At 63.8% G+C, this 24,186-nt stretch carries 25 protein-coding genes; 20 read left to right on the top strand and 5 right to left on the bottom strand.

The genetic code is table 11. From position 1 onward, the window contains the following. The 12 genes from hisS (at position 1) to ACLBKS_RS04640 (ending at position 12,621) form a co-directional block, all read left to right on the top strand. Positions 1 to 1,341: a histidine--tRNA ligase gene (hisS, locus tag ACLBKS_RS04695; protein WP_410191640.1), complete on the top strand. Its 1,341-nt coding sequence runs from the start codon at positions 1 to 3 to the stop codon at positions 1,339 to 1,341. Between the two features lie 13 nt (positions 1,342 to 1,354). Continuing rightward, entirely contained in the window at positions 1,355 to 2,068 is a 714-nt protein-coding gene (locus ACLBKS_RS04690; RefSeq protein ID WP_410191639.1) for a YfgM family protein, read from the top strand. Further along, positions 2,068 to 3,426 carry a PQQ-binding-like beta-propeller repeat protein gene (locus tag ACLBKS_RS04685; RefSeq protein ID WP_410191638.1) on the top strand — a complete coding sequence of 453 codons (1,359 nt, stop codon included), beginning with the start codon at positions 2,068 to 2,070 and terminating at the stop codon, positions 3,424 to 3,426. The genes ACLBKS_RS04690 and ACLBKS_RS04685 overlap by 1 nt, the downstream gene beginning before the upstream one ends. A gap of 20 nt (positions 3,427 to 3,446) precedes the next feature. After that, complete coding sequence (der, locus tag ACLBKS_RS04680; RefSeq protein ID WP_410191637.1) at positions 3,447 to 4,781, top strand: ribosome biogenesis GTPase Der; 1,335 nt, start codon at positions 3,447 to 3,449, stop codon at positions 4,779 to 4,781. Positions 4,782 to 4,889: 108 nt separating this feature from the next. After that, the gene (gene hfq / locus ACLBKS_RS04675) at positions 4,890 to 5,141 is read left to right on the top strand and encodes an RNA chaperone Hfq (RefSeq protein WP_410191636.1); all 252 of its coding nucleotides are present in this window, start codon (positions 4,890 to 4,892) and stop codon (positions 5,139 to 5,141) included. A gap of 65 nt (positions 5,142 to 5,206) precedes the next feature. Next, entirely contained in the window at positions 5,207 to 6,436 is a 1,230-nt protein-coding gene (hflX, locus tag ACLBKS_RS04670) for a GTPase HflX (protein WP_410191635.1), read from the top strand. A gap of 195 nt (positions 6,437 to 6,631) precedes the next feature. After that, positions 6,632 to 8,110 carry an FtsH protease activity modulator HflK gene (gene hflK / locus ACLBKS_RS04665; RefSeq protein ID WP_410191634.1) on the top strand — a complete coding sequence of 493 codons (1,479 nt, stop codon included), beginning with the start codon at positions 6,632 to 6,634 and terminating at the stop codon, positions 8,108 to 8,110. Between the two features lie 27 nt (positions 8,111 to 8,137). Next, entirely contained in the window at positions 8,138 to 9,040 is a 903-nt protein-coding gene (gene hflC / locus ACLBKS_RS04660) for a protease modulator HflC (protein ID WP_410191633.1), read from the top strand. A gap of 99 nt (positions 9,041 to 9,139) precedes the next feature. Beyond that, positions 9,140 to 9,328 (top strand): DUF2065 domain-containing protein, encoded by a 189-nt coding sequence (locus ACLBKS_RS04655; protein WP_410191632.1) that lies wholly within the window; start codon positions 9,140 to 9,142, stop codon positions 9,326 to 9,328. Between the two features lie 121 nt (positions 9,329 to 9,449). Beyond that, on the top strand, positions 9,450 to 10,658 hold the full coding sequence (locus ACLBKS_RS04650) for an ATP phosphoribosyltransferase regulatory subunit (protein ID WP_410191631.1): 1,209 nt from the start codon (positions 9,450 to 9,452) through the stop codon (positions 10,656 to 10,658). A gap of 23 nt (positions 10,659 to 10,681) precedes the next feature. Then, entirely contained in the window at positions 10,682 to 12,055 is a 1,374-nt protein-coding gene (locus ACLBKS_RS04645; protein ID WP_410191630.1) for an adenylosuccinate synthase, read from the top strand. Between the two features lie 41 nt (positions 12,056 to 12,096). After that, positions 12,097 to 12,621 carry a phosphoribosyltransferase gene (locus tag ACLBKS_RS04640; RefSeq protein WP_410191629.1) on the top strand — a complete coding sequence of 175 codons (525 nt, stop codon included), beginning with the start codon at positions 12,097 to 12,099 and terminating at the stop codon, positions 12,619 to 12,621. Between the two features lie 42 nt (positions 12,622 to 12,663). Here ACLBKS_RS04640 and ACLBKS_RS04635 read toward each other — a convergent pair whose 3' ends face one another. After that, complete coding sequence (locus ACLBKS_RS04635; protein ID WP_410191628.1) at positions 12,664 to 13,836, bottom strand: YeiH family protein; 1,173 nt, start codon at positions 13,834 to 13,836, stop codon at positions 12,664 to 12,666. A 109-nt stretch (positions 13,837 to 13,945) separates the two neighbouring features. Here ACLBKS_RS04635 and ACLBKS_RS04630 point away from each other — a divergent pair, with 109 nt between their 5' ends. The 5 genes from ACLBKS_RS04630 (at position 13,946) to ACLBKS_RS04610 (ending at position 19,032) form a co-directional block, all read left to right on the top strand. Continuing rightward, a complete protein-coding gene (locus ACLBKS_RS04630) occupies positions 13,946 to 14,899 on the top strand; it encodes a LysR family transcriptional regulator (protein ID WP_410191627.1) in 954 nt (317 codons plus the stop codon). Further along, positions 14,874 to 16,133 (top strand): PLP-dependent transferase, encoded by a 1,260-nt coding sequence (locus ACLBKS_RS04625; protein ID WP_410191626.1) that lies wholly within the window; start codon positions 14,874 to 14,876, stop codon positions 16,131 to 16,133. Before ACLBKS_RS04630 ends, ACLBKS_RS04625 begins: the two co-directional genes overlap by 26 nt. Positions 16,134 to 16,248: 115 nt before the next feature. Next, positions 16,249 to 17,094, top strand: a complete 846-nt coding sequence (locus ACLBKS_RS04620; protein ID WP_410191625.1) for a DUF2189 domain-containing protein — start codon at positions 16,249 to 16,251, stop codon at positions 17,092 to 17,094. A gap of 169 nt (positions 17,095 to 17,263) precedes the next feature. Continuing rightward, positions 17,264 to 18,211, top strand: coding sequence for an ATP-binding cassette domain-containing protein (locus ACLBKS_RS04615; protein WP_410191624.1), 948 nt, complete (start codon positions 17,264 to 17,266; stop codon positions 18,209 to 18,211). Beyond that, positions 18,211 to 19,032 carry an ABC transporter permease gene (locus ACLBKS_RS04610; RefSeq protein WP_410191623.1) on the top strand — a complete coding sequence of 274 codons (822 nt, stop codon included), beginning with the start codon at positions 18,211 to 18,213 and terminating at the stop codon, positions 19,030 to 19,032. Before ACLBKS_RS04615 ends, ACLBKS_RS04610 begins: the two co-directional genes overlap by 1 nt. Positions 19,033 to 19,091: 59 nt before the next feature. Here ACLBKS_RS04610 and mnmH read toward each other — a convergent pair whose 3' ends face one another. Both mnmH and ACLBKS_RS04600 read right to left on the bottom strand, forming a co-directional pair. Next, positions 19,092 to 20,141 carry a tRNA 2-selenouridine(34) synthase MnmH gene (gene mnmH / locus ACLBKS_RS04605; protein WP_410191622.1) on the bottom strand — a complete coding sequence of 350 codons (1,050 nt, stop codon included), beginning with the start codon at positions 20,139 to 20,141 and terminating at the stop codon, positions 19,092 to 19,094. Between the two features lie 15 nt (positions 20,142 to 20,156). Continuing rightward, positions 20,157 to 20,858, bottom strand: coding sequence for an arylesterase (locus tag ACLBKS_RS04600; RefSeq protein ID WP_410191621.1), 702 nt, complete (start codon positions 20,856 to 20,858; stop codon positions 20,157 to 20,159). Between ACLBKS_RS04600 and ACLBKS_RS04595 the strand changes: the two genes are divergently transcribed. Together ACLBKS_RS04595 and rlmB are read left to right on the top strand one after the other, a co-directional pair. Next, positions 20,857 to 21,558: an ABC transporter ATP-binding protein gene (locus ACLBKS_RS04595; protein ID WP_410191620.1), complete on the top strand. Its 702-nt coding sequence runs from the start codon at positions 20,857 to 20,859 to the stop codon at positions 21,556 to 21,558. The two genes, ACLBKS_RS04600 and ACLBKS_RS04595, sit on opposite strands and share 2 nt — an antisense overlap. Positions 21,559 to 21,651: 93 nt before the next feature. Continuing rightward, complete coding sequence (gene rlmB / locus ACLBKS_RS04590) at positions 21,652 to 22,392, top strand: 23S rRNA (guanosine(2251)-2'-O)-methyltransferase RlmB (RefSeq protein ID WP_410191619.1); 741 nt, start codon at positions 21,652 to 21,654, stop codon at positions 22,390 to 22,392. A gap of 39 nt (positions 22,393 to 22,431) precedes the next feature. Here rlmB and ACLBKS_RS04585 read toward each other — a convergent pair whose 3' ends face one another. Both ACLBKS_RS04585 and ACLBKS_RS04580 read right to left on the bottom strand, forming a co-directional pair. Continuing rightward, a complete protein-coding gene (locus ACLBKS_RS04585) occupies positions 22,432 to 22,749 on the bottom strand; it encodes a hypothetical protein (protein WP_410191618.1) in 318 nt (105 codons plus the stop codon). 95 nt (positions 22,750 to 22,844) lie between these two features. Continuing rightward, positions 22,845 to 23,081, bottom strand: coding sequence for a hypothetical protein (locus ACLBKS_RS04580; protein WP_410191617.1), 237 nt, complete (start codon positions 23,079 to 23,081; stop codon positions 22,845 to 22,847). 230 nt (positions 23,082 to 23,311) lie between these two features. Between ACLBKS_RS04580 and ACLBKS_RS04575 the strand changes: the two genes are divergently transcribed. Continuing rightward, the gene (locus ACLBKS_RS04575; RefSeq protein ID WP_410191616.1) at positions 23,312 to 24,151 is read left to right on the top strand and encodes a YdiY family protein; all 840 of its coding nucleotides are present in this window, start codon (positions 23,312 to 23,314) and stop codon (positions 24,149 to 24,151) included. The last annotated feature ends 35 nt before the right edge of the window (positions 24,152 to 24,186 follow it).

The raw sequence follows: 24,186 nt of genomic DNA, 5'->3' as shown, positions 1-24,186 counted from the left end.
ATGACTGAAAAACTTGTCGCGGTAAAAGGGATGAACGACATCCTGCCGGCCAGCGTGCCGCGCACGGACAAACTCCCGGACTCCGCCCGCTGGCAGTGGTTCGAGGCGGCGGTGCGCAAGGTGCTGGCGCGTTACGGCTACCAGTACATCCTGACGCCCATCGTCGAGCCCACCGCCCTGTTCGTGCGCGGCCTGGGCGAGGTAACTGACATCGTCGAGAAGGAGATGTACTCCTTCACCGACAGCATGAACGGTGACCGACTGACGCTGCGTCCCGAAGGCACGGCCGGCATCGTGCGCGCCATGATCGAGCACAACGCCCTTTACAACGGACCGTTGCGCCTGTGGACCTTGGGGCCGATGTTCCGCCACGAGCGGCCCCAAAAAGGACGCTACCGCCAATTCCATCAACTCGACGTGGAGGCGCTGGGATTCGCCGGGCCGGACGTGGACGCCGAGATGATCCTGGTCGCTCGCGCTCTGTGGCGCGAGCTGGGCCTGATCGAAGGCCAGCATGTGCGCCTGGAGATCAACAGCCTCGGACAGCCCGAGGAGCGCCGACAGCACCGCGAGGCCTTGATCCGCCATTTCGAGCAGCACGCCACGCAACTGGACGAAGACGCCCAGCGCCGCCTGCACAGCAACCCGCTGCGCATCCTGGACAGCAAGAACCCGGCGATGCAGGCCCTGATCGAAGCGGCGCCCAAGCTCTTCGATTTCCTCGGGCCCGAATCGCTCTCCCACTTTGACGCGGTCAAGGCCACGTTGGAAGCGGCGGGTTTGGAATACCGCGTCAACCCGCGCCTGGTGCGCGGAATGGACTACTACAACCTCACGGTTTTCGAGTGGGTCACCGATCAACTCGGTTCCCAGGGCACGGTCTGCGGTGGTGGCCGGTACGACGGGCTGATCAGCCAGCTGGGCGGCAAGCCCGCTCCCGCCGTGGGTTTTGGCTTGGGCATTGAGCGCCTGCTCCTGCTTGCCCAAGACCTGAATCTGCCCATGCCGGGCGCCGCGCCCGATGTCTACGCCATCGTTCCTTCTGGCACGCCGCTGGCGCCCGTGATGACCACGCTAGAAGCTCTGCGCGCGCGCGGCCTGCGCGTGGTGCAGCACGGGGGAGGGATCGATGGTCCTGGCAGCATGAAGTCCCAGTTCAAGAAGGCCGACGCCAGCGGCGCGGCCTGGGCACTGGTCTTTGGCGAAGAGGAATTGGCTGCGGGCGAGGTGACGCTCAAGGCGCTGCGTGAGGGTTTGCAAGCTGGTGGCGCCGGCGCCCAAAGCCGCCAGGCCTTGGCCCGGGTCGAGCACTGGGCTGCCCTTCTAGAATCACAGGCTTGATGGAATTTATTGCATGGCACATTTCGACCTCGAAGAACAAGAGAAGCTTGCGCAGATCAAGCATTTTTGGAAGCAATACGGCAACCTGCTGACGGCCGTCCTGGTCGTCGTGCTGCTCGCGCTGGCGGGCTGGTGGGGGTGGAAAGCTTGGCAAAACCGCCAGGCGACGCAGGCCACGGCGCTCTACGAGGAACTGGAGCGCATCGCGTCCAACCCCGGAGCCGATCCGGATGGCGCGCGCCTCACGCGCGCTCTGGCCGACATGAAGGATCGGTTTCCTGGCACCGCTCAGGCCCAGCAAGCGGCCTTGCAGGTCGCTGCACTGCATGCTCAAGCTGGCCTGACACAGCCCGCGCGTTTGGAAGCGGCCCGCGCGGCGCTCCAGTGGCTCGCGGAAGAAGGGCGAGACCAAGGTTACCGTGCCTTGGCCCGCCTGCGCCTGGCGGGTTTGTTGCTGGACGCGAAGTCCTATGACGCCGCGCTCGCCCAGCTCAACACCGATTTCCCGGCCGAGTTCGCGGCACTCGCCGCGGACCGCCGCGGTGACATCTATCTCGCGCAAGGTAAGAAAGCCGAAGCAGGGGCCGAGTACCTGAAAGCCTGGCAAGGCCTGGAAGTGCAAGCATCGCAATCCGGTCCTGGTGGCAACTACCGTCAGGTCGTGGATGCCAAGCTGGCCGCGCTCGGCATCCAGCCGGCTGCCGCCACGCCAGCAGAGGTTCGGTGATGCAGCGAACGCGGAGTCTGCGCCGCGAGCGCGGCTGGGCGGGCGTGGGTGTCTGGGCGAACAGCCTTTTCACAACCGTGCTTCCCGTGGTCTTCCTCGTGGCGACGTTGGCCGCGTGTTCCAGCGCGCCTCCCCGCCCCGAACCCGCACCGCTGACTCCTGATCCGAAACACTTCTCGGTGCGCGAAGTTTGGCGGGTGGACCTTGGCGGCTCCGTGACGTTTCCCCTGATCGTTCAATCCACGCCGTCCGCGCTGGCGGGCGCCGATGGTGTGAGTGGCAGCGGCACGGTGATCGCAGTGGCCACCGATCCAGGCCGGGTGGCGTTGATCGATGCCCGCACGGGGGAGTCGCTGTGGCGCGTGGACTTGAACACGATGCTGACGGCGGGTGTCGGTCACGATGGTCGAACTGTCGCCGTCGTCACGCGGGGCAACGAACTCGTGGCGCTCCAAGCGGGCAAGGAGATCTGGCGCCAGCGCCTGTCCGCGCCGTCCTACACAGCGCCTCTGGTGGCTGGCGCCCGCGTTTTCGTTCTGGGCGCTGACCGCAGCGTGAGCGCCTATGACGGTCAGACGGGTTTTCGACTTTGGCAGCAGACGCGCAGTGGTGAGCCCCTCATCCTGCGTCAGTCCGGCTTGTTGATGCCGGTCGGTGACACCTTGGTCGTGGGCTTTGGTGGACGCCTCGCGGGACTGAACCCCACGAATGGCGCGGCACGCTGGGAGACGGTGGTGGCCAGCCCGCGCGGCACCAACGACGTGGAGCGTCTGTCCGATCTGGTCGCGGGCGTGGCGCGGCAAGGCACGGAAGTGTGCGTGCGTGCCTTTCAAGTGTCGGTGGCTTGCGTTGACGCGCGGGCGGGGCAGGGCGGCGGCGTGTTGCGCTGGTCGCAGAAGGCTTCTGGCGCCACGGGTTTGAGCGGTGACGCCGCGGGCGTTGACTCGGCACTTTTGTTTGGTGTTGAGTTTGATGGCACGGTGCAGGCGTGGCGGCGCGCCGATGGACAGCCTGCATGGTCCAGCAGCGCCTTGCGTTTCCGTGCGTCGACGGCGCCCTTGGTGCTCGGTGAGGGCCTGGTGGTCGGCGACGACGATGGGCTGCTGCATTTTCTCTCCCGGGTGGGCGGCACCTTGCAAGCGCGGTTTGACACCGCCGAGGTTTCGCGTCCGCAAGGCCCCTGTCGCATCGAGGGTCGTGGCGTGGCCGCCCGCTACGCGTGCATAGAAAGCCAGTTCGGACCGGGGCGCGGTATCGCGGCGACACCGGTGCTCGCGGGCAATACCCTGGTGGCGATGACTCGGGATGGCGTGGTGCATGGCTTGCGGCTTGGGCCAACGGTACGGCCTCAGCCCTGAGTTCAAGCACAATGCCCCAGATGAAACCCGTGCTGGCCCTCGTGGGCCGTCCCAACGTCGGTAAATCGACCCTTTTCAATCGTCTTACCCAGACGCGTGACGCCATCGTGGCTGACTTTGCGGGACTGACCCGCGACCGCCACTATGGCAACGGCCGCCAGGGTCGGCGCGAATTCATCGTGATCGACACCGGTGGTTTCGAGCCTACCGCCGAAACGGGCATCTACAAGGAGATGGCCAATCAGACGCGCCAGGCCGTGGCGGAGGCCGACGCGGTGATTTTCGTGGTGGACGCGCGAGCAGGCCTGTCCGCCCAGGACCACGACATCGCCAATTACCTGCGCAAGCTGGGCAAGCCCTGCGTCCTCACGGCCAACAAAGCCGAGGGCATGCAAGAAGGTGCGCAATTGGCGGAGTTTTACGAGCTGGGCTTGGGAGAGGTGCTGCCCGTCTCCGCGGCCCATGGCCAGGGCTTGCGCACCCTGGTGGACAGGGCGCTGGAGCCGCTGAACCTACCGGAAGAAGATGAGGAAGACGTCGTCGAGCCGGGCGTGGTCAAGTTTGCCGTCGCGGGGCGTCCGAACGTGGGCAAATCCACCTTGATCAATACATGGCTGGGTGAGGAGCGGCTGGTGGCCTTTGATATGCCGGGCACCACGCGCGATGCCATCCGCGTGCCCTTCGAGCGCCAGGGCCAGAAGTTCGAGCTGATCGACACCGCCGGTCTGCGCCGCAAAGGACGGGTGTTCGAGGCGGTCGAGAAGTTCTCTGTCGTCAAGACCTTGCAGGCCATCGAGAGCGCCAACGTGGTGCTTCTTCTGCTCGATGCCACTCAGGGGGTCACGGACCAGGACGCGCACATTGCAGGGTACATCCTGGAGAGTGGACGCGCCGTTGTGTTGGCGGTGAACAAGTGGGATGCGGTGGACGACTACCAGCGCCAACAGCTTCAGCGCCAACTGGAGACCCGCCTGACCTTCCTGAAGTTCGCCAACCTGCACTTCATCTCTGCGCGCAAGCGTCAGGGGCTTGAGCCGCTGTGGAAGTCCATGCTGAAGGCGCACCAAGCCGCCAACCGCAAGATGTCCACGCCCGTGCTGACCCGCCTGCTGCAGCAGGCTGTGCAGTTCCAGACCCCCAAGAAAAGCGGGATGTACCGGCCCAAACTGCGGTATGCGCACCAGGGTGGCATGAACCCGCCAGTCATCGTGGTCCACGGCAATTCCCTGGAACACGTCTCCGACGCCTACAAGCGCTACCTCGAAGGCTGGTTCCGCAAGGAATTCGATTTGACGGGAACGCCCTTGCGCATCGAAATGAAAACTTCTACCAATCCTTACGCTGACAAGGATTGATCAAGAAGGATCAAAACAATCTGTGGAATAAGTTGCACGCGTAGGCACCACGGGACGGCTGTGGTATTGTGGCGGCTCTTCCTCCACTACTTGAACACGGAGAATATCGTGAGCAATAACAAAGGCCAGCTTTTGCAAGATCCTTTTCTCAATACCTTGCGTCGTGAGCATGTGCCGGTTTCCATCTACCTGGTCAACGGCATCAAGCTGCAAGGGCAGATCGAATCCTTCGACCAGTACGTCGTCCTCCTGCGCAACACCGTGACCCAGATGGTTTACAAGCATGCCATCTCCACCATCGTTCCCGGACGCGCGGTGAATTTCTCGGTGGGTGCCGAGAACGGTGACAGCGCCTCCTGAGGCGCCTGCCCAGCTTGGCTGAACCTTCTACTTCCGCAACCGCGCGTGGTTCTATCGATGCGGGTGTGCGTGCATCCGCTTTGACCGACACGGGTGCCATCCTCGTGGGCGTTGATTTTGGTGCCCCGCATTTCGACGGCGCGCTTGAGGAGCTGGGTCTACTCGCCGAAACCGCCGGATTGCAACCCGTCGGCCGTATCACCTGCAAACGCAAGGCGCCGGACGCGGCCTTGTTCGTGGGCAGCGGCAAGGCCGAAGAAATCAAGCTGCTGGCCCAGCAGCTCGGCGCGAGCGAAATCCTGTTTGACCAGGCCCTCAGCCCAGCCCAGCAGCGCAATTTGGAGCGCGTGCTGGAGCGGCCCGTCAATGACCGAACCCTGCTCATTTTGGAGATCTTCGCGCAGCGTGCCCGCTCGCACGAGGGCAAGTTGCAGGTCGAATTGGCGCGCTTGCAGCACCTGAGTACCCGCCTGGTGCGGCGATGGTCCCACTTGGAGCGTCAGACCGGTGGACAAGGCCTGCGTGGCGGTCCCGGCGAAAAGCAGATCGAACTGGACCGCCGCATGATTGCCGACGCGATCAAGCGCACCAAGGAGCGTCTGGTGAAAGTCAAGCGTCAGCGCCAGACCCAGCGTCGTCAGCGAGAGCGGCGTGACGCCTACAACATCTCGCTGGTTGGTTATACCAACGCTGGTAAATCCACCTTGTTCAATGCCTTGGTCAAGGCGCGTGCTTATGCAGCCGATCAGTTGTTCGCGACCCTGGACACCACCACGCGTCAGCTGTATTTGGCGGCGGATGATGCGGGAGCGGATCAGGCGTCCGACCCGCCGCCGATGAATTCGTCCGCCGGCCGTAGCGTCTCGTTGTCTGACACCGTGGGTTTCATCCGCGACCTGCCGCACGGCTTGATCGACGCATTCCAAGCCACCCTGCAAGAGGCCGTTGATGCCGATCTGCTGCTGCACATCGTGGATGCGGCCAACCCAAATTTTCCCGAGCAGATCGCCGAAGTGCAGCGGGTGCTCGCTGAGATTGGCGCGGAGGGCATCCCGCAAATTCTCGTGTTCAACAAATTGGACGCCTTGGAAGAGGATCGCAGGCCGACGGTCTTGCAGGATCGTTATGAACTCGACGGCTTCGAGACGCCCCGCGTCTTTGTGAGCGCCCGCAGTGGGGAGGGACTGACCACCTTGCGCCAGATGTTGTCCGCCAGGGTGCTTTCGCTGGCGCGGCAGGCCGAGGCTCATCGCTCAGAGTCCTTGGTTCAGGATCAGTCTGTTCAGACGATCTGACGGTGTTGCGCAAACGCGGCAAGCTCGTTGCAGGGGCACGTGGATTGGGCCCAATAGCCTGAGTAGCCATCCAGATATTGATGCAAGCGCGCGGGGATTCGGCACAATGCATGCCTTGCAAGCGTTGGTTCGCCGCGCCTTGACCAGGTACACCATCAGGCGTTCCGCGCAAAGCCAGAAGAGAGAGCACAAAGAATGAATTTTCCTGCACATCCCGCTGACGAGTTGAAGAACAACCCGCAGGCGGACGTGAATGCGCAAAAACCTCGAGCCTCCCGTCTCCGTCACTGGTGGGCGCGTCTGCGCGGCATGTTCAACCTGAACGATCCGCGCTGGGGCCGCAGCGATGACAAGGCATCCTCGCCGTCTCAGTCCTCGCCTCAGGATGCATCGGGCTCGGGCAACACGGGGGCTGGCAATGAGCGTCCTGAATCTGATGCTCCGCAGTCGGCACAGGGCTCACACGGTGCGGGTCGTGGCCGTCCGCAGGGTCCCAACCAGGGACCGCCTGACCTGGACGAACTGTGGCGCGATTTCACGCGCAAGCTGTCCGGCTTGTTCGGAGGTGGTCAAGGTGGTGGGCGCAACAACCGGGGTGGTTCGGGAGGCGGCAACGCCAAGAGCGCCGGATTCGGTATCGGCCTGATTGCTGGCATTGCCTTGCTGATCTGGCTGGGCACCGGCTTCTTCATTGTGCAGGAAGGTCAGCAAGCCGTTGTGACCCAGTTCGGGCGCTACCACAGCACGGTGGGCGCGGGTTTCAATTGGCGTCTGCCATATCCGATCCAGCGGCATGAACTCGTGTTTGTGACCCAGATCCGTTCCGTTGACGTGGGGCGTGATGTGGTGATCCGTTCCACCGGTCTGCGTGAATCCGCCATGCTGACCGAGGACGAGAACATCGTCGAAATCAAGTTCGCCGTTCAGTACCGTCTGAATGATGCGCGTGCCTACCTGTTCGAAAGCCGCGATCCGTCTGCTGCGGTGGTGCAAGCCGCCGAGACGGCCGTGCGTGAAGTGGTGGGCAAAATGAAGATGGATTTGGCCCTCTCCGAGGAGCGTGACCAGATCGGGCCGCGCCTGCGCGCCTTGATGCAGCAAATCTTGGACCGCTACAACGTCGGCATCGAGATCGTTGGCATCAACCTTCAGCAGGGTGGTGTTCGCCCCCCTGAGCAAGTGCAGGCTGCTTTCGACGACGTGCTCAAGGCGGGTCAAGAGCGTGAGCGGCTCAAGAATGAAGCCGAGGCCTATGCCAACGACGTGATTCCGCGGGCCGTGGGTACGGCTTCACGTCTGAAAGAGGAGGCACAGGCCTACAAGGCGCGTATCGTCGCTCAAGCTCAAGGTGACGCGCAACGTTTCCGTTCCGTGCTCACCGAGTATCAGAAGGCGCCTCAAGTGACACGCGATCGTCTCTACCTCGAGACCATGCAGGAGATCTACGGCAACGTCACCAAGGTGCTGGTCGAAACCAAGCAGGGAGGCAATCTGCTTTACCTGCCTCTGGACAAGTTGTTGCAGCAGGGCGCTGATCCGGCCGCCACTTTCTCGTCTCAGCCCCTGATGCAAGGTCCCGCGCCCACGGGCAACGCAGAAGGCGCCAGCGCGGGCGCGCTCAATGACGCACGTTCGCGCGCCAACCAGCGCTCCCGTGAGCGCGAGACACGCTGAGTCCGGAACGAACAAGGAAGAACAGACATGAACCGGCTTGGATTCATCATTTCATCGCTGCTGGTGTTGTTGGCGCTGGCCAGCTCCATGCTATTCGTCGTTGACCAACGGCAGTTCGGTGTGCTCTACGCGCTCGGGCAAATCAAGGAAGTCATCACCGAACCGGGCTTGAACTTCAAGCTGCCACCTCCGTTCCAGAATGTCAGCTACATCGACAAACGCCTATTGACGCTTGACAGCAGTGACACCGAGCCGATGCTCACCGCTGAAAAGCAACGCGTCGTGATCGACTGGTACGTGCGCTGGCGCATTACCGATCCGAGTGAGTACATCCGCAATGTGGGCGTGAATGAGCAAGCGGGCGCCAGCCAGCTCAACCGTGTGGTGCGCAACGCTTTCCAGGAAGAAATCAACCGCCGCACCGTGCGTGAATTGCTGTCCACGAAACGCGAGGCCTTGATGACGGACGTGAAGGCCGAGGTACTGGGGGCCGTTCGGGGTGAGAAGCCATGGGGCATTGACATCGTCGACGTGCGCATCACGCGGGTGGACTATGTGGAGTCCATCACCGAATCGGTTTACCGTCGGATGGAGGCGGAGCGCAAGCGTGTCGCCAACGAATTGCGCTCGACGGGTGCCGCCGAGGGCGAGAAGATTCGCGCCGATGCCGATCGCCAGCGCGAGGTGGCGGTTGCCAATGCTTACCGCGATGCTCAGAAGATCAAGGGCGAGGGGGATGCGGAAGCCGCGCGTGTCTACGCCGATGCCTTTGGCCGCGACCCGCAGTTCGCGCGGTTCTACCGCAGCCTCGAAGCCTACAAGGCGAGCTTCGCAAGCAAGAGTGACGTCATGGTGCTGGACCCGAATGGCTCGGAGTTCTTCCGTGTTTTCCGTGGCCAGGGCGCGCCTGCAGCTGCGCCTGCCAAGTAAATGAGCCTACGAACGGGGAGTGGCGCGGCACTGCGCTTCCTTCCATAGGCTCGTTGTCGCCCCGCTTTTCGTCGTCTTGCGCAAGTCGGCTTTTTTGACATGGACAGCTCAACACTCTGGACCGCGTTGGCTCTGGTGCTGGTGTTGGAGGGCTTGCTGCCCTTCATCTCGCCCGGTGGCTGGAGGCGCATGTTCAGCCAAATGCTGCAACTCAACGACGGGCAGATTCGTTTTTTTGGCCTGTGCAGCATTGCGCTGGGCGTGATCGGCGTCTGGTTGCTGTCCTAAGGGGTTGCGCGCGCTGGGCATTTGCGCGCCGCCCTGATCGCCTGGGCCGCTCGCCCGGGTGGGTGATGCCGCGTCGTTTCAGGCGGGTAGAATCCCATTTTTAACAGCATCCCTGTTTCCCATGTCCGCCTGGCTGCTGCCGGATCACATTGCCGACGTACTGCCTTCTGAGGCCCGACACATCGAGGAGCTTCGACGCGACTTGTTGGACACGGCGCGTGCCTACGGCTACGAATTGGTCACGCCGCCGCTGCTTGAGTACCTGACCTCTCTGCTGAGCGGGGCTAGCCAGGCACTGAACCTTCAAACTTTCAAGCTTGTCGACCAGCTCTCTGGTCGGTCCATGGGGCTGCGTGCTGATACGACGCCGCAAGTGGCGCGTATCGACGCGCATTTGCTCAACCGTCGGGGCGTGGCGCGGCTCTGTTATTGCGGCCCCGTGGTCCACACCCGCCCAGCCAGTGCGCATGCCACGCGTGAACCGATGCAGTTTGGCGCGGAAATCTACGGCCACGCCGGTGTTGAGGCCGATCTCGAAATTCTGGAACTGGCGCTGGACTGCCTGCGTTCGGCTCGGTTGCCAGCGCACACGCTAGACCTTGCGGACGCCCGTATCGTCAGCGCGTTGCTGGAGAGCGAAGGAGCAGTCTCCTTGGAGGCTGAGGTGAAGGAAGCCATCCACGCCGCGCTGGCGGCCAAGGATGTCCCCGCGCTCTCTGGTCTCGTGCGTCGGTTGACGGGCTTGTCCCCGGCAGCGCGCCAGGGCTTGCTGTCCCTGCCCGGGCTGTACGGGGATGCGAAGGTACTTGATGAAGCCGCCCGTGTGTTGCCCGCCTTGCCTGCAATTGCCCAAGCCCTGGCGGGCTTGCGTTGGCTGGCGCGCAGCCTGGGTGGGCGGACCGGGGTTTCCGTCGGTTTTGATCTGGCGGATTTGCGCGGCTATGGCTATTACAGCGGCATGCGCTTCGCTGTCTACGCCGAGGGAGTCAGTGATGCTCTTTTGCGTGGCGGTCGCTACGATGAGGTGGGTGCCGTTTTCGGCCGCAAGCGCCCCGCCGTGGGCTTCAGCCTCGACCTGAAGACTCTCGTGGGCGCAGTACCCGAACGCGCCTTGCGCGCCGCCATCCGCGCGCCTTGGCCAGGCGATGATTTGGTAGCCACCGAGTTGCGTGCCGCCATCGCACGCCTGCGAGCACAAGGCGAAACCGTGGTCTGTGTGCTACCCGGCCATGAGAGCGAAGTGGACGAATTCCACTGCGACCGCGAATTGATCGAAAGCGGGGGCACTTGGAGTGTCCGCGCCATTGCCTCCCAACCTCACACGGTCTGAAACGACCCGCAGAGAAACAAAGTATGAATACAAGCAAAGGACGCAACGTCGTCGTCGTCGGCACCCAATGGGGTGATGAGGGCAAAGGCAAACTGGTGGACTGGCTGACCGAGAGCGCCCAGGGCGTGGTGCGCTTTCAGGGCGGTCACAACGCTGGGCATACGCTGGTCATCAACGGCGTGAAAACCGCGCTGCACTTGATTCCCAGCGGGATCATGCGCGCCGGCGTGACTTGTTACATCGGCAACGGCGTGGTGCTTTCCCCGGCCAAACTGTTCGAGGAAATCGAGGGTCTGGAAAAGGCAGGCGTCGAGGTGCGTTCGCGCCTGCGCATCTCGGAAGCCTGTCCTCTCATTCTGCCTTTCCATGCCGCGCTGGACGTGGCTCGCGAGGCGGCGCGCGAGCAGGGCGGTACCGAGAAGATCGGCACCACGGGGCGCGGCATCGGTCCGGCCTACGAGGACAAGGTCGCTCGCCGCGCCTTGCGGGTTCAGGACCTCAAGTACCCTGAGCGATTCGCAGCCAAGCTCAAGGAGCTATTGGCCTTGCACAACCATGTGCTGTGCACCTACCTCGGCGCGCGCGAGTTCGCCTTCCCGCCCACCCTGTCGCCTTACATCAAGGACGGTCAGGTTCAGTTCGAACCGGTGTATGCCGAAGCGATGCGGCATGCTGAGTTGTTGCGTCCGATGATGGCCGATGTGTCGCGCGAGCTGAATGAAGCGCACGACAAGGGACAGAACCTGCTGTTCGAAGGCGCCCAAGGCACCTTGCTCGACGTGGACCACGGCACTTACCCGTATGTCACTTCCAGCAACTGCGTCGCCGGCAATGCGGCGGCGGGCGCGGGGGTGGGCCCAGGCATGCTGCACTACATCCTGGGCATCACCAAGGCCTACTGCACACGGGTCGGTGGGGGGCCTTTCCCGACCGAGTTGGAATGGGAGGTTCCTGGCACGCCCGGCTACCACATGAGCACGGTGGGCGCTGAAAAGGGGGTGACCACGGGCCGCTCGCGCCGCTGCGGCTGGTTCGATGCCGCCCTGCTCAAGCGCAGCGCGCAGGTTAATGGCTTGTCGGGCTTGTGCCTGACCAAGCTCGACGTGCTCGACGGCCTGAAGGAGCTGAAGCTGTGCACGGGCTATGAACTGGATGGCGAGACCGTCGACATCCTGCCCATGGGCGCGGATGAGATCGCGCGCTGCAAGCCCATCTACGAAACGCTGGCGGGTTGGAGTGACAGCACCGTGGGCGTGACGGACTACGACAAGCTACCGGTCAACGCCCGCCTGTACCTGCAGCGCATCGAGCAGGTCACCGGCGTGCCGATCCATCTGATTTCCACCAGCCCGGACCGTGATCACACGATCCTGATGCAGCACCCTTATTTGGCTTGATGCTTGCCTAGCAGCTCCCCACCACAGAGGAATCCGCGACCATGTTGACCGAAGACGGCAAGCACCTGTACGTGAGCTACGTGGAATACCACGACCTCATCGAGAAACTCGCGATCCAGATCCATCAGTCAGGCTGGCAGTTCGACACCATCCTGTGTCTGGCGCGAGGCGGAATGCGGCCCGGCGATATTCTTTCGCGCATTTTCGAGAAGCCCCTCGCCATCATGTCCACGAGCTCTTACCGCGCCAATGCGGGCACGACGCAAGGGCATCTGGACATCGCTAAGTACATTACCACGCCGCAAGGCGAGATCGCGGGCCGTGTGCTGCTGGTCGATGACTTGGCCGATTCTGGGCATACCTTGGAGGCCGTGGTGCGCATGCTGCGTGATCACTACAGCCCGATCACCGAACTGCGCACCGCCGTGATTTGGACCAAGGCGCGCTCGACGTTCCAAGCGGACTACTCTGTCGAGTTCCTGCCCACCGATCCGTGGATCCATCAGCCCTTCGAGGGCTACGACAAGATGCGTCCGAGCGAACTGCTCGCGAAGTGGAAGGTGTGACTCGTCTTCACCCAGACCTGCGCCGCCATTGACGGTCAGGCTTTAGCTGAGTAAGCGGTGTGCAACCGCATTGATCATCGCACCGCCGATCAGCAGCCAGACGAACAGCACGCCAGCCAGCAGCAGGGGCTTCGCACCGGCTCGGCGGATCGCCCCGGCATGAGTCGTCAGGCCCAGTGAGACCATGGCGGCAGCAAGCGCCCAGGTGTCGAACCACAGCAAGGCGTGAAGCAATGCCGGTGGGATCAGGCCGTGTGCCTGGTCCAGCGAGCGCAACCCAGCGACAGTCATGAAGCCCAGCGCGAACCAAGGCACATGCACTCGCGCTTGGTCCTCGCTCATCGACTCGGTCTCTGATTTCGGTGCTTGGGTATCCACCAAGTGCTGGGCCTCATGGTTTGCATCAAGACGCCGCACCAACCACCAAGACAGGCCGAGCAGAAAAGGTGCCAGCATGAGCACGCGGATCATTTTGGTGATCACGGCGCTGTTCGCAGCTTCGGGCCCTAGGGCATTGCCCACGGCGGCGACCTGCGCGACTTCATGCACCGTGGAGCCTGTGTACAGGCCAAAGGCCCAGGCGCTGACGCCCCAGTCCTGAGCCAAGACGTAGAGCACAGGGTAGAGCACCATCGCCAGCGTGCCAAAGACCACGACGGTGGCCACGGCCACCGCGATCCGCTCTGTCGACGCCTTGAGCATGGGCGCAGTGGCCAGCACGGCGGCGGCGCCGCAGATGGCGCTGCCCGCGCCCACCAACATCGCACTGTGCCGGTCCAGTTTCAGCCAGCGCTGTCCCAGGACCAAAGCCAAGGCGAAGGTGGACAGCAGCACCCCGGCGTCTGATGCCACGCCCGCCCAGCCCACGGCCGCGATATCTTGGAACGAGAGTCGCAAGCCAAACAACACAATGCCCAGCCGCAGGAGCTTTTGCTTGCTCCAGTCCACGCCGGATTCGACGGGTGAGCGCACTACGGGGTAGACGGTATGCCCCAGTAGCAAACCGAGGGCAATGGCCAGCGTCAAGGCCGACAGCCCCAGACCCTGTGCCCACGGCAGTGCGGCCAAGTACATCGCCAGGGCTGCGACCAGTAGGGTGAGGATGAGGCCGGGCAAGGTGGCGAACCGCAAGCCCGCCAGGAGCCACTTCAAGGGGGACAGGCGCTGAACCAGGGCAGTGGCGGTGGTGGAGCGCGCGTTGACTGTAAGGGCCATCTGCCGACGATACCGATGACCCGCTGACAAGGGAAACGCATAATAATTCTTTGGTTGATCAACATTGCTTATTTATCTTCCGGGGTCTGACCCTGACTGGACCTTGCCCATGGCAGTGCGATTCACCTTGCGCGAACTGGACGTGTTCTGTGCCATCGCCCGACAGGAAAATGTTCACCGTGCGGCCGAGACCCTTGCACTGACCCAATCCGCCGCGAGCCAGGCGCTGGCCCGGTTGGAAGAGTCCTTGGGGCGTGCCTTGTTCGACCGACACGGCCGTCGCCTGGTGCTGAACGAAAACGGGCGCCTGTTGTTGCCGCGTGCCCAGGCCTTGCTGGACCAGGCCGAGGAGCTTCACGGTCTGCTGAGCGTGGACGCGCAGGCTGAGGGAGCGCCGTTCTCGCTCCAGATCGCCGCCAGCACCACCATTGCCAACTACCTGGTGCCGGTGCACCTCGCGGCTCTGCGGCGCGCGCACCCCAGAGCCCGTGTGGCCTTGACGGTGGGCAACACCGGTGAGGTGGTGGCTGCCGTGGCAGCGCTGGAGGTCGATTTCGGCCTCATCGAAGGCCCCAGTCACCATCCGGAACTGCACATCGAGCCCTGGCGCGAAGACGACCTCATCGTCTTCGCGGCCGCCACGCACCCCCTGGCGCGCGGTGACTGTTCTCTTCAGGATTTGGCGGATGCGCCGTGGCTGCTGCGCGAGCCGGGCAGCGGCACGCGCGAGGAGGTCGAACGCAGTCTGCTACCCCTGCTCGGGCGCATGAACGTGGACATGGAACTCGGGGATTCCGAGGCCATCAAGCGTGCGGTGGCCGCCGGCTTGGGGGTGAGTTGCCTGTCGAGCAGCGTGGTGGCCGATCTACTGGCGCAGGGGGTGGTGGTGGCCCTGTCTGATCGCGTGCCGGGCCTGCCGCCGCTCAAGCGCATGCTGCATTGCATTCGCCACCGCGACCGCGCGCTCACCCGAGGCACGGCACGCTTCCTGGAGATTGCCGCAGAGGCCGCCACCCGCAAGCCGCTACCATCGGTGCATGCAAGCCCAAGATACGTCCCGTGATCGCCCTTCTCCCGATCTCACCACGCAGCTGATCCATCACCCCTACCACCCGCCCAAGGATTTCGCCGCGCCGCAGCCCGGCGTTTTCAAAGCCTCGACGGTGTTCTTCCCCAGCGTCGCCGCCATGCGCAGCCGCGAGTGGAAGCGCAAGACCGGGTACACCTATGGCCTGCACGGAACGCCGACCAGCTACTTGCTGGAGGAGCGCCTGGCCACGCTGGAAGGCGGCTTGCAGACTTTGCTGGTGCCCAGCGGGCTGTCGGCCATCGCCCTGGTGGGACTGTCCCTGCTGGGGCAGGGGGACGAAGTGCTGCTGCCGGACAACGTCTACGGCCCGAGCAAGGCCCTGGCCGAAGGCGAGTTGAGGGCGTGGGGCATCAGCCACCAGTTCTACGACCCCATGGACCCGCAGGACCTGGCGCGGCGCATCACGGATCGGACCCGCCTGGTCTGGCTGGAAGCCGCCGGCTCGGTGACATTGGAGTTCCCCGATCTGCCCGCGTTGCTGAGCGTCTGCCGCACCGCGTCTCAGGTCACCGTGGCATTGGACAACACCTGGGGCGCTGGCCTAGCCTTCAACGCTTTTGACATCGCCCCCGGCCTGGGCGTGGACCTCACTGCCCACGCGCTGACCAAATACCCCAGTGGCGGTGGCGATGTGTTGATGGGCTCCGTCATCACCCGCGACGAAGCCCTGCACCTGCGGCTGAAGAACACGCACATGCGCCTGGGTTTGGGCGTGGGCATGAACGACGTCGAAGCCGTGCTGCGCAGCCTGCCCAGCATCGCGCTACGCTATGCCGCGCACGACCGGGCGGCGCGGCATTTGGCGCGCTGGTGCCTCGATCGGCCGGAGTTCTCTCAGGTACTCCACCCCGCGCTGGAGGACTCCCCTGGACACGCACACTGGAAAACGCTGTGCCTTGGCGGGACCCACTCCTCCGGGCCTGATCAGGACCTCCCGGGCAACGCAGCCGGGCTTTTCAGCGTGATCGTCGATGCCCGCTACACCAGCGCCCAGGTGGATGCGTTCTGCGATGCGCTGCGCCTCTTCAAACTGGGCTACTCGTGGGGTGGTCCCGTCAGCCTTGTGGTCCCCTACGAGCTGGCCACGATGCGCGAGCGTTGGCCCGCGCAGCTGAAACCTGGCACTCTGGTGCGTTTCTCGATCGGACTGGAAGCGGTGGAGGATTTGCAGTCGGATCTGGCCCAGGCGCTGCGTCATTTGTCCTGAGCTTCGCCTCGATAACTTGCCCGGCCCTTGCTGCCTGGGTGGTTGGGGGGCAGGCCGCCTGCACTGGGTTTTCCTGAGTCGACAAGGCCGGGGGCGCGTCAGTAGGCTTGCTGTCATGGCTGAACCCAATCCATCCGAACTCCAACACCCTGCAGCCGTGCGCGCGGATGTCCCTGTGCCCCCACCGCCGGGTGCGGGGCCGGATGCAGGGCCGGGTCCTCGACGCGAGATCGTGGCGCTGTCGTTCGCCGACCCCTTGCGCTGGCTCGCGCGCGGCTGGCTGGACATGCGTTCCGCCATGGGCATCGCGCTCTTCTACGGCTTCTGCTTCTGGGGCATGGCCTTGAGCCTGAATGCCGTGTTTCTGCATCTCCCCCTCTACACCATGTCCCTGGTCTCGGGGTGCCTGCTGGTTGGGCCTTTCCTCGCCATGGGACTGTACGAGGTCAGCCGTCAGCGGGAGCAGGGCCATGCGACCGATCTCGCAAGTTCACTGACCTGCTGGGACCAACACCTCGGTAGCATGGCCTTGCTGGTGCTCGTGCTGCTCTTGCTGGAACTGCTCTGGGGGCGTGCCTCGCTGGTGGTGTTCGCCGTGTTCTTCACCACGGGCATGCCTTCCACCGCCGGGGTGTTGCAGGCGGTGTTCAACCCCGAGAACTGGGCTTTCGTGGCGGTCTATGCGGCCGTGGGCAGTGTCTTCGCCGGCCTGGTCTTCGCCACCTCCGTGGTTTCGATCCCGATGATCCTGGACCGGGATACCGATGCCATCTCGGCCTCGATCACCAGCTTGCAGGTTTTTTTCGGCAATCTGGGTGTCATGCTCTTCTGGGGAGCCCTCATCACCGCCTTGGTGGTGTTGGCTTTCGTTCCCTGGGGCCTGGGACTGTTGGTCATCGGCCCCTGGTTGGGCCATGCCACGTGGCACGCCTACCGCGGCTCGGTGCGGTGGCTGGACTGACACACCGCTCGGGTTTGCTGGCCTAGGGCCTGTTCACATTCATTTCTCAAGTGAGAACGGGGTGCCAACAGCGTCAATCTGGTCGCGCGACGAAGGTCAGACTGGCGGTTCGCATCTACACCTTGGGTCGTGCTGGGTGAAGCAAGGTGCCATGCCAGAATCTTTCCCCATGTCTGACGCATTTCTCAGCTGCCACCACCTCATCAAACGCTATGGCGAGAGTACCGTCGTTCAGGACCTGAGCTTCGACATCCTCCCCGGCGAATGCCTGGGCGTGATCGGTCCCAACGGCGCGGGCAAGACCACGACCCTGCGCATGTGCCTGGGCCTCACCGCGCCGGACAGCGGTCATGTGCAGGCATTTGGCCTGCGCATGCCAGACGATGCGCATGCCATCAAGGCGCAACTGGGCGTGGTGACGCAGTACGACTCGCTAGATCCGGATTTCTCCTGCGCCGAAAACCTGCTGGTCTTCGGTCGTTACTTCGGGATCAAGACTTCCACGATGCGCGCGCGCATACCGGCGCTGCTCGAGTTCGCCGCGCTGGCGCACAAGGCCAACGCCAAGCCCGGCCAGCTGTCGGGCGGCATGCGGCGGCGGCTCAGCCTGGCCCGTGCGTTGGTCAATGACCCCCGCCTGCTGATGCTGGACGAGCCCACCACCGGCTTGGACCCGCAGGCCCGCCATCTCATGTGGGAGCGGCTGCAGCAACTGCTGCAGCAGGGCAAGTCCATCCTGCTGACCACGCACTTCATGGACGAGGCCGAACGCCTCTGTGACCGCCTGCTGGTCATCGACCACGGCCGCAAGATTGCCGAAGGCAAGCCCCGTGAGTTGATCGCCGCGCACCTGGAGCCCGAGGTGGTGGAGGTCTATGGCGTGAACGGCGAAGGTCAAGCGCAGGCCCTGGCGCACGGCGAGGCCCACGCCTCTTTGCGCGCTCTGGCCAGCCGGGTCGAAGTCAGTGGTGAGACCGTCTTTTTCTACACGCGGGACGCCGCGCCGCTGCTGCAGGCGCTGGCCCACGCGCCAGGCCTGCGCAGCCTGCACCGACCGGCCAATTTGGAGGACCTCTTCCTCAAGCTCACGGGCCGCCAAATCCGGGAGGAGGGTTAATGAAAACAAGCGTGCAATTAACAGGCAAGCCCGCCGCCTTCCTTCCTCCGGCGCTGCGCTGGTGGCCCATCTTCCTGCGCAATCTGTTGGTCTGGCGCAAGCTGGCGCTGCCCAGCTTGGTGGGCAACGTGGCCGAACCTCTGATCACCCTGGTGGCCTTCGGCTACGGCCTGGGGGCCCTGATCGGCACCGTGCCCTGGGGCGGCTCGGGCCAGGCCGTGCCCTACCTGGTGTTCCTGGCCAGCGGCTCGATCTGCATGAGCGCCATCAACGCGGCGACCTTCGAGGCCATGTTCTCGGCCTTCTCGCGCATGCATGTGCAGAAGACTTGGGAGAGCATCATGAACGCACCCATCGACCTGCGCGATGTATTGCGGGCCGAGATGCTGTGGGCGGCCTTCAAGGCCCTTTTTTCAGCGACCGTGATCCTGGTCGTGATGGCCGCGCTCGACATCAGCCGCAGCCCCATGTTACTGCTGGCTTGGCCCGTGCTGCTGTTGGCGGGCGTGGTCTTCAGCAGCATGGCGCTGATCGTGAATGCCCTGGCCAAGGGCTATGACTTCTTCACCTATTACTTCACGCTGGTGCTCACGCCCATGACCTTCCTCTCGGGGGTGTTCTTTCCACGCGAGAACTTGCCAACTTGGCTGCTTGCGGTGTCCGAATGCCTGCCCTTGACGCATGTGGTTGAGCTCGTGCGCCCGCTGTTCCTGGGGCAGTGGCCAGCGCGTCCCTGGCTGCACCTGGCAGTGCTGCTCGTCTACGGCTGGGTCGCTTGGCGCATTGCGTTGGCCTTGACGCGCAGGCGCTTCCGGAGCTAACCGGCACTGACCCGTGCCCGACGGGCCCTGAAAGAGAAGGCGGTCGCGGCGCGCTCGCCTCAACCCTCCAGCATCCGCCCCGCCAGCGCCCGCATGGACGCCATGGAGCGGTCACGCGGATGAAGTTCGGGCGCATCCGCGAAACGGGCGAAATTGCGCAGACTGGATTGCCGGTAGCCGGGATCGTAGTGCGTGCGCAGGAGTTCGCGCACCACCTCCTGCAACTGGCCCGACTGGACCAGGTCCTGCCAGTGCGTCACGGTCTTCTTGCCACGCAACTCCGTGAGCGCGTCCAGCCGGGCGCAGAACTCGGCTGCGTCCCGGGCGTAATGCGGATAGTCCTCCAGCAGCAGGGCCACGCGTTCGTCCTCTGGCAGCAGCAGGTGCAGGCAAGGCGCGGCGCGCATGGCAGCCATCAGCGCATCCGGCACGGCCACGTTGCCGACCTTCTTGCTTTCGCTTTCGACATAAACCGGACGCGCCGGATCGAAGCGGCGCAGCGCGTCCCAGATCTGGGTGTCGAAGGCCTTTTGAGTGGGCTGTGGCTGGCCGGGCAGGGCGCCCAGCACCGAGCTGCGGTGACGTGCCAACGCCTCCAGGTCCAAGGTCTGCGCCCCGACCTCGCGCAGGGCGTGCAGCAGCCGTGTCTTGCCGGAGCCGGTCGCGCCGCAGATCACCCGCCAATCCAAGCCGGCAGCCAGGCGTGGGATGTCGGCCAGCAAGGCGTTGCGAAAGGCCTTGTAGCCCCCGTCGATGCGGGTGACGTAAAACCCGATCTCGCCCAAGATCAATGCGAGCGACCCGCTGCGCTTGCCACCTCGCCAGCAATAGACCAGCGGTTTCCAGTCTTTGGGCTTTTGCAGCACCTCGCGCTCGATATGGGCGGCGATGTTGCGCGCTGCGATCATGGCACCCCGCTTGCGGGCCTCGAAGGGATTGCTGCGATGCAGTAGGCCTACTTCATGCCGTTCGCGGTCGTTCAGCGTGGGCCAGTTCAGGGCTTCTGGCAAATGGTCTTCGGCGTACTCGCTTTCGCTGCGCGCATCCAGCACAGCGTCGAAATCATCGAGACGCCGCAGGGCGTCTTCCGCGGACAAGGTCTGCAGCATGTGGCTTGCGTGGGTTCAGAGCAGCTTCTTCAGCTCTGGCCAGACGTTGCCCAGCATGATCGGGTGAGCCTCGGCAGTTGGATGAATGCGGTCGGCCTGAAACAGGCGTGTGGGATCGGGCCCATCCGCCACGCCTTGAAGGAAGAAGGGTACCAGGCCGGTCTTCTCGGCGCGCGCTACATCGGCGAAAAGCGCGGCGAAGCGGCGCGCGTAGTCCGCGCCGTAATTGGGGGGCATCTGCATGCCCACCAGCAATACGCGAGCTCCGTTTTGCTTGGCTTGCTGCGCCATCCAAACCAGGTTGGACCGGGTTGCGTCCAGGGACAGTCCTCGCAGTGCGTCATTGCCACCCAACTCGATCACGACTACGCGGGGCTGGTGCTGCTTGAGCAGCGCCGGGAGACGCGAGCGTCCACCAAAGGTCGTGTCGCCGCTGATGCTGGCGTTGACCACGCGCAGGCCGGGCTTTTCGGTGGCCAGTTTCTTCTCAAGCAGGGCCACCCAGCCGCTGCCGCGCGCCAGGCCGTACTCCGCGCTCAGCGAATCCCCAACGACCAACACCGTCGGGCCAGTGGCGGCCGATGCCGCTTGTGTTTGCGCCTGCGGTGACAGATGGAAAGTCCCCATGAAACCGCCCAGCAGCAGGGCCGCGATACAGTAGCGGCGCGCCGTCAGCTGACCGGCTTTTTCAAAACACCAAGCAAAAAATTCCTTCATGTCCGAATCCACAACTCCTGTTGATTCCAATCCTGTCATCGCCGTGGACCATGTCGTCAAGTCCGTCAGCGATTCGACCGGCCAGCTCGATATTCTGCGTGATATCCACTTCAGCGTGGCGCCGCGCCAGACCCTCGCGCTCGTGGGTGCTTCCGGGTCGGGCAAGAGCACCCTGCTGTCCATCATCGCCGGACTGGACACGCCCAGCAGCGGCACGGTCCGTCTGTCGGGCGAGGATCTGTTTGCCTTGAACGAGGATGATCGGGCGGCTTTGCGCGCGCGCAAGCTGGGGTTCGTGTTCCAGAGCTTCCAGCTGCTCGCGCACCTGAACGCTCTGGAAAACGTCATGCTCCCGCTGGAACTTGCGGGCCGCAAGGACGCGCGCAAGACCGCGACTGAGATGTTGGCGCGGGTGGGGTTGGGGGCGCGTCTGAACCATTACCCCAAGCTGCTGTCCGGTGGCGAACAGCAGCGCGTGGCGCTCGCGCGCGCCTTCGTCGTGCAGCCGGCCGTGTTGCTGGCGGACGAGCCCACCGGCAGTCTGGATTACGCGACTGGCGAAAAAGTGATGGAACTGATGTTTCAACTCAACCGTGAGCAAGGCACGACGCTGGTGCTGGTCACGCACGACAAGGGCATCGCGGCGCGTTGCGAGCGCCGCATCACCATCGATGCGGGGCGCGCGCATGAGGCGCCTTGAGCGAGTTGACCCGTTCGGGCCCAGCAGCGGCGGAGTTGCAGGGGCAAAGTTCAATCGCCTGGCTTGGAGCCTTCAGCGCCGATAATGGCGCCCATGTCTGTATCTCCCAAGGTTCTTTACGGCTTCCACGCCGTGGGTGTGCGCCTCAAGACGGCGCCATCTTCCATCCTCGACATCTACTACGATGCCTCACGGCGCGATGCGCGCATGCGGCAATTCTTAGCCCGAGCCCAGGAGGCCAGCGTGCGCCTGATCGAAGCGGATGGCCTGAGGCTGTCCAAGCTCGCGGGTAGCCATGGCCATCAGGGCGTAGCGGCACGGGTGCAACCCATCGAACTGGCCCATAGCTTGGACGATCTGCTGGACGAATTGACTGTTCCGCCGCTGCTGCTGGTGTTGGATGGCGTGACGGATCCGCACAACCTGGGCGCTTGCTTGCGCGTGGCCGATGGCGCTGGCGCCCACGCCGTGATTGCGCCCAAGGACCACGCGGTGGGGCTCAATGCCACCGTGGCCAAGGTGGCCAGCGGCGCCGCCGAAACCGTGCCCTATTTCATGGTGACCAATCTGGCGCGCACCCTGGGTGAGCTGAAGGAGCGCAACATCTGGTGCATCGGCACCAGCGATGACGCGCCGCAGACGCTGTATCAGTCTGATTTGAAGGGCCCGACCGCGCTGGTGCTGGGTGCGGAGGGCGAAGGCATGCGTCAGCTGACACGCAAGACCTGTGACGCGCTGGTCAGCATCCCGATGAGAGGCGGGGTGGAGAGTCTCAATGTGTCCGTGGCCAGCGGCGTTTGCCTCTATGAGGCCTTGCGCCAACGCACAGGTTGACAAGGAGAGTCCGGGCGTTGCGCGCCGCTCGGACCCAACTCAGGCAGTCTCGTCCAGCAGGCTGCCGTTCATTTGCCCCAGTGTGTTCAATGTGGGGCGAGGCGCTTCATCGACCGGATTTGCCGCATTGTCGGGGGCAGGCTCGGCCGCAGCACGCGGCGGGTTGCTTTCGGTCGCGCGCACGCGGTCGTTCGCGCGCACCGCTTGATCGCGGGCAGTCTGCGTCTGCTGCTCCAGCTGCGCCACCCGGTTCGCAGCCTGGCTGGCTTCGCGCCTGGCTTGCTGCAACTTGGTTTGGTAGAGGTTGAGCTGACCACTGACACTGGCTGTGCCACTGTTCAAAGAGGTTAGAGCCATGACCATGATCGGGGGAGTTGTCCGGCGTCAGCGTCAATACAGCAGGAGGGGCTTACCGAGCCAACTGCGCTTCTGAATTTGACGTGACAGGCTTGTCAAGCGGATTCGTTGACAAGTCGACCCGTGGTCTGACCTTGGGAATTCACAACGGGGCGGGGCTCCTGAGGCGCAGGAGCGCTTTGCTGCGCCTGTTGCTCACTGGCTTCCGAAGCCTCGGTGGCCTGAGTCCGGCTGCTCTCGACCTCCTCGGCTTGACGGGCGGAAGTGTCCTGCTGGGGGGCCACGTAAGCCGCCGTGTTGATGGAATTGGCGTTGACGCTGCTGACTGCCATGATGGACTCCTCTGACTGAGAATGGTCTCAAATCTTAGTCCCCTCGGCTTGCTTGTCAACCCGAGGGGAATTCGTTCCTTGGAGCTGGGACGCGCCCGTGTGAACGGGTCGTTTGCTGATTGTCGGGGTTGGGCGTCTTGTTCCCCACGCGTCGGCAGACCTCACTCGCATGAATGCGACCGAGAGTTCTTTGCAAAGGCTAAGCAGCGGCTGCCTGCAAAATGATGGGAATGAAGAAAGCCTGTTTGATTGGCGTGGCAGCGCTTCTGCTGCAAGCCGTGCAACTCTCTGCCGCCCAGGCCCTCCTCGACGATGTAGCTGACGAGGACGGCCTCCCACGTCCCCGTTCCACTTCCTATCCTGTTTGGGCCGCCAATATTGGCGCAGCATCGTCCTCAACTTCGGGCAACGCTCACACCCGTAACGTCAACTTGGTGCTGGATGCGCAGCGCCGCACGGAGGTCAACAAGCTGTCGATCAACGGCGAGTTCGTCGAAAGTCGTTCTGAAGTCGTGGACGAGGAGACCAATAACCGGCGCGAGACCACCACGGCGTTCCGCGAACTCGTGGGGCTGCGCTACGACCACAACCTATCCGAGCACGTGTTCGCTTTCGGTGGCATGGAGTTCAGCCACGACAGGGTCGCGTTGCTGGATTTGCGGCAGGTCTACAGCAGCGGTTTCGGTTACCAGTTTCTGCGCGGTGAGAGGCATGCCTGGGATGTGCTGGGAGGCTTGTCTTACCGCCAGGACGCCTACCTGAAGCAGGGCGTCGAAATTGACGGCGAGCCGCGGATGCAACTGCAGGTGTACGAGTTGATGATGGGGGAGGAGTCCACCCACCATCTCACCCGAGCCGTTCAATTCCAGCAGAAACTCGCGGTGAATCGCAACCTCGGTGAGGTGGAAGGAACCCGCGGTCAGTTGGACATGGGACTGCAAATCGCCTTGAACCGAACCCTGAGCCTGAGCATGAAGTTGCAGCGGCGTTACGACGGGATGGCGCGTGCGCCCGTCGAGCGTTTCGACACCCTGGTCTTCACCGGCATCAACATGCAGTTTGGCGGTTGATGTGCGTGGGCGCGGCCTTACTCCCTCCTGGCATG

It is taken from the genome of Hylemonella sp. W303a (assembly GCF_046452315.1).
GTDB lineage: Bacteria > Pseudomonadota > Gammaproteobacteria > Burkholderiales > Burkholderiaceae_C > Hylemonella.
This window is presented reverse-complemented; position numbering and strand designations above follow the sequence as displayed.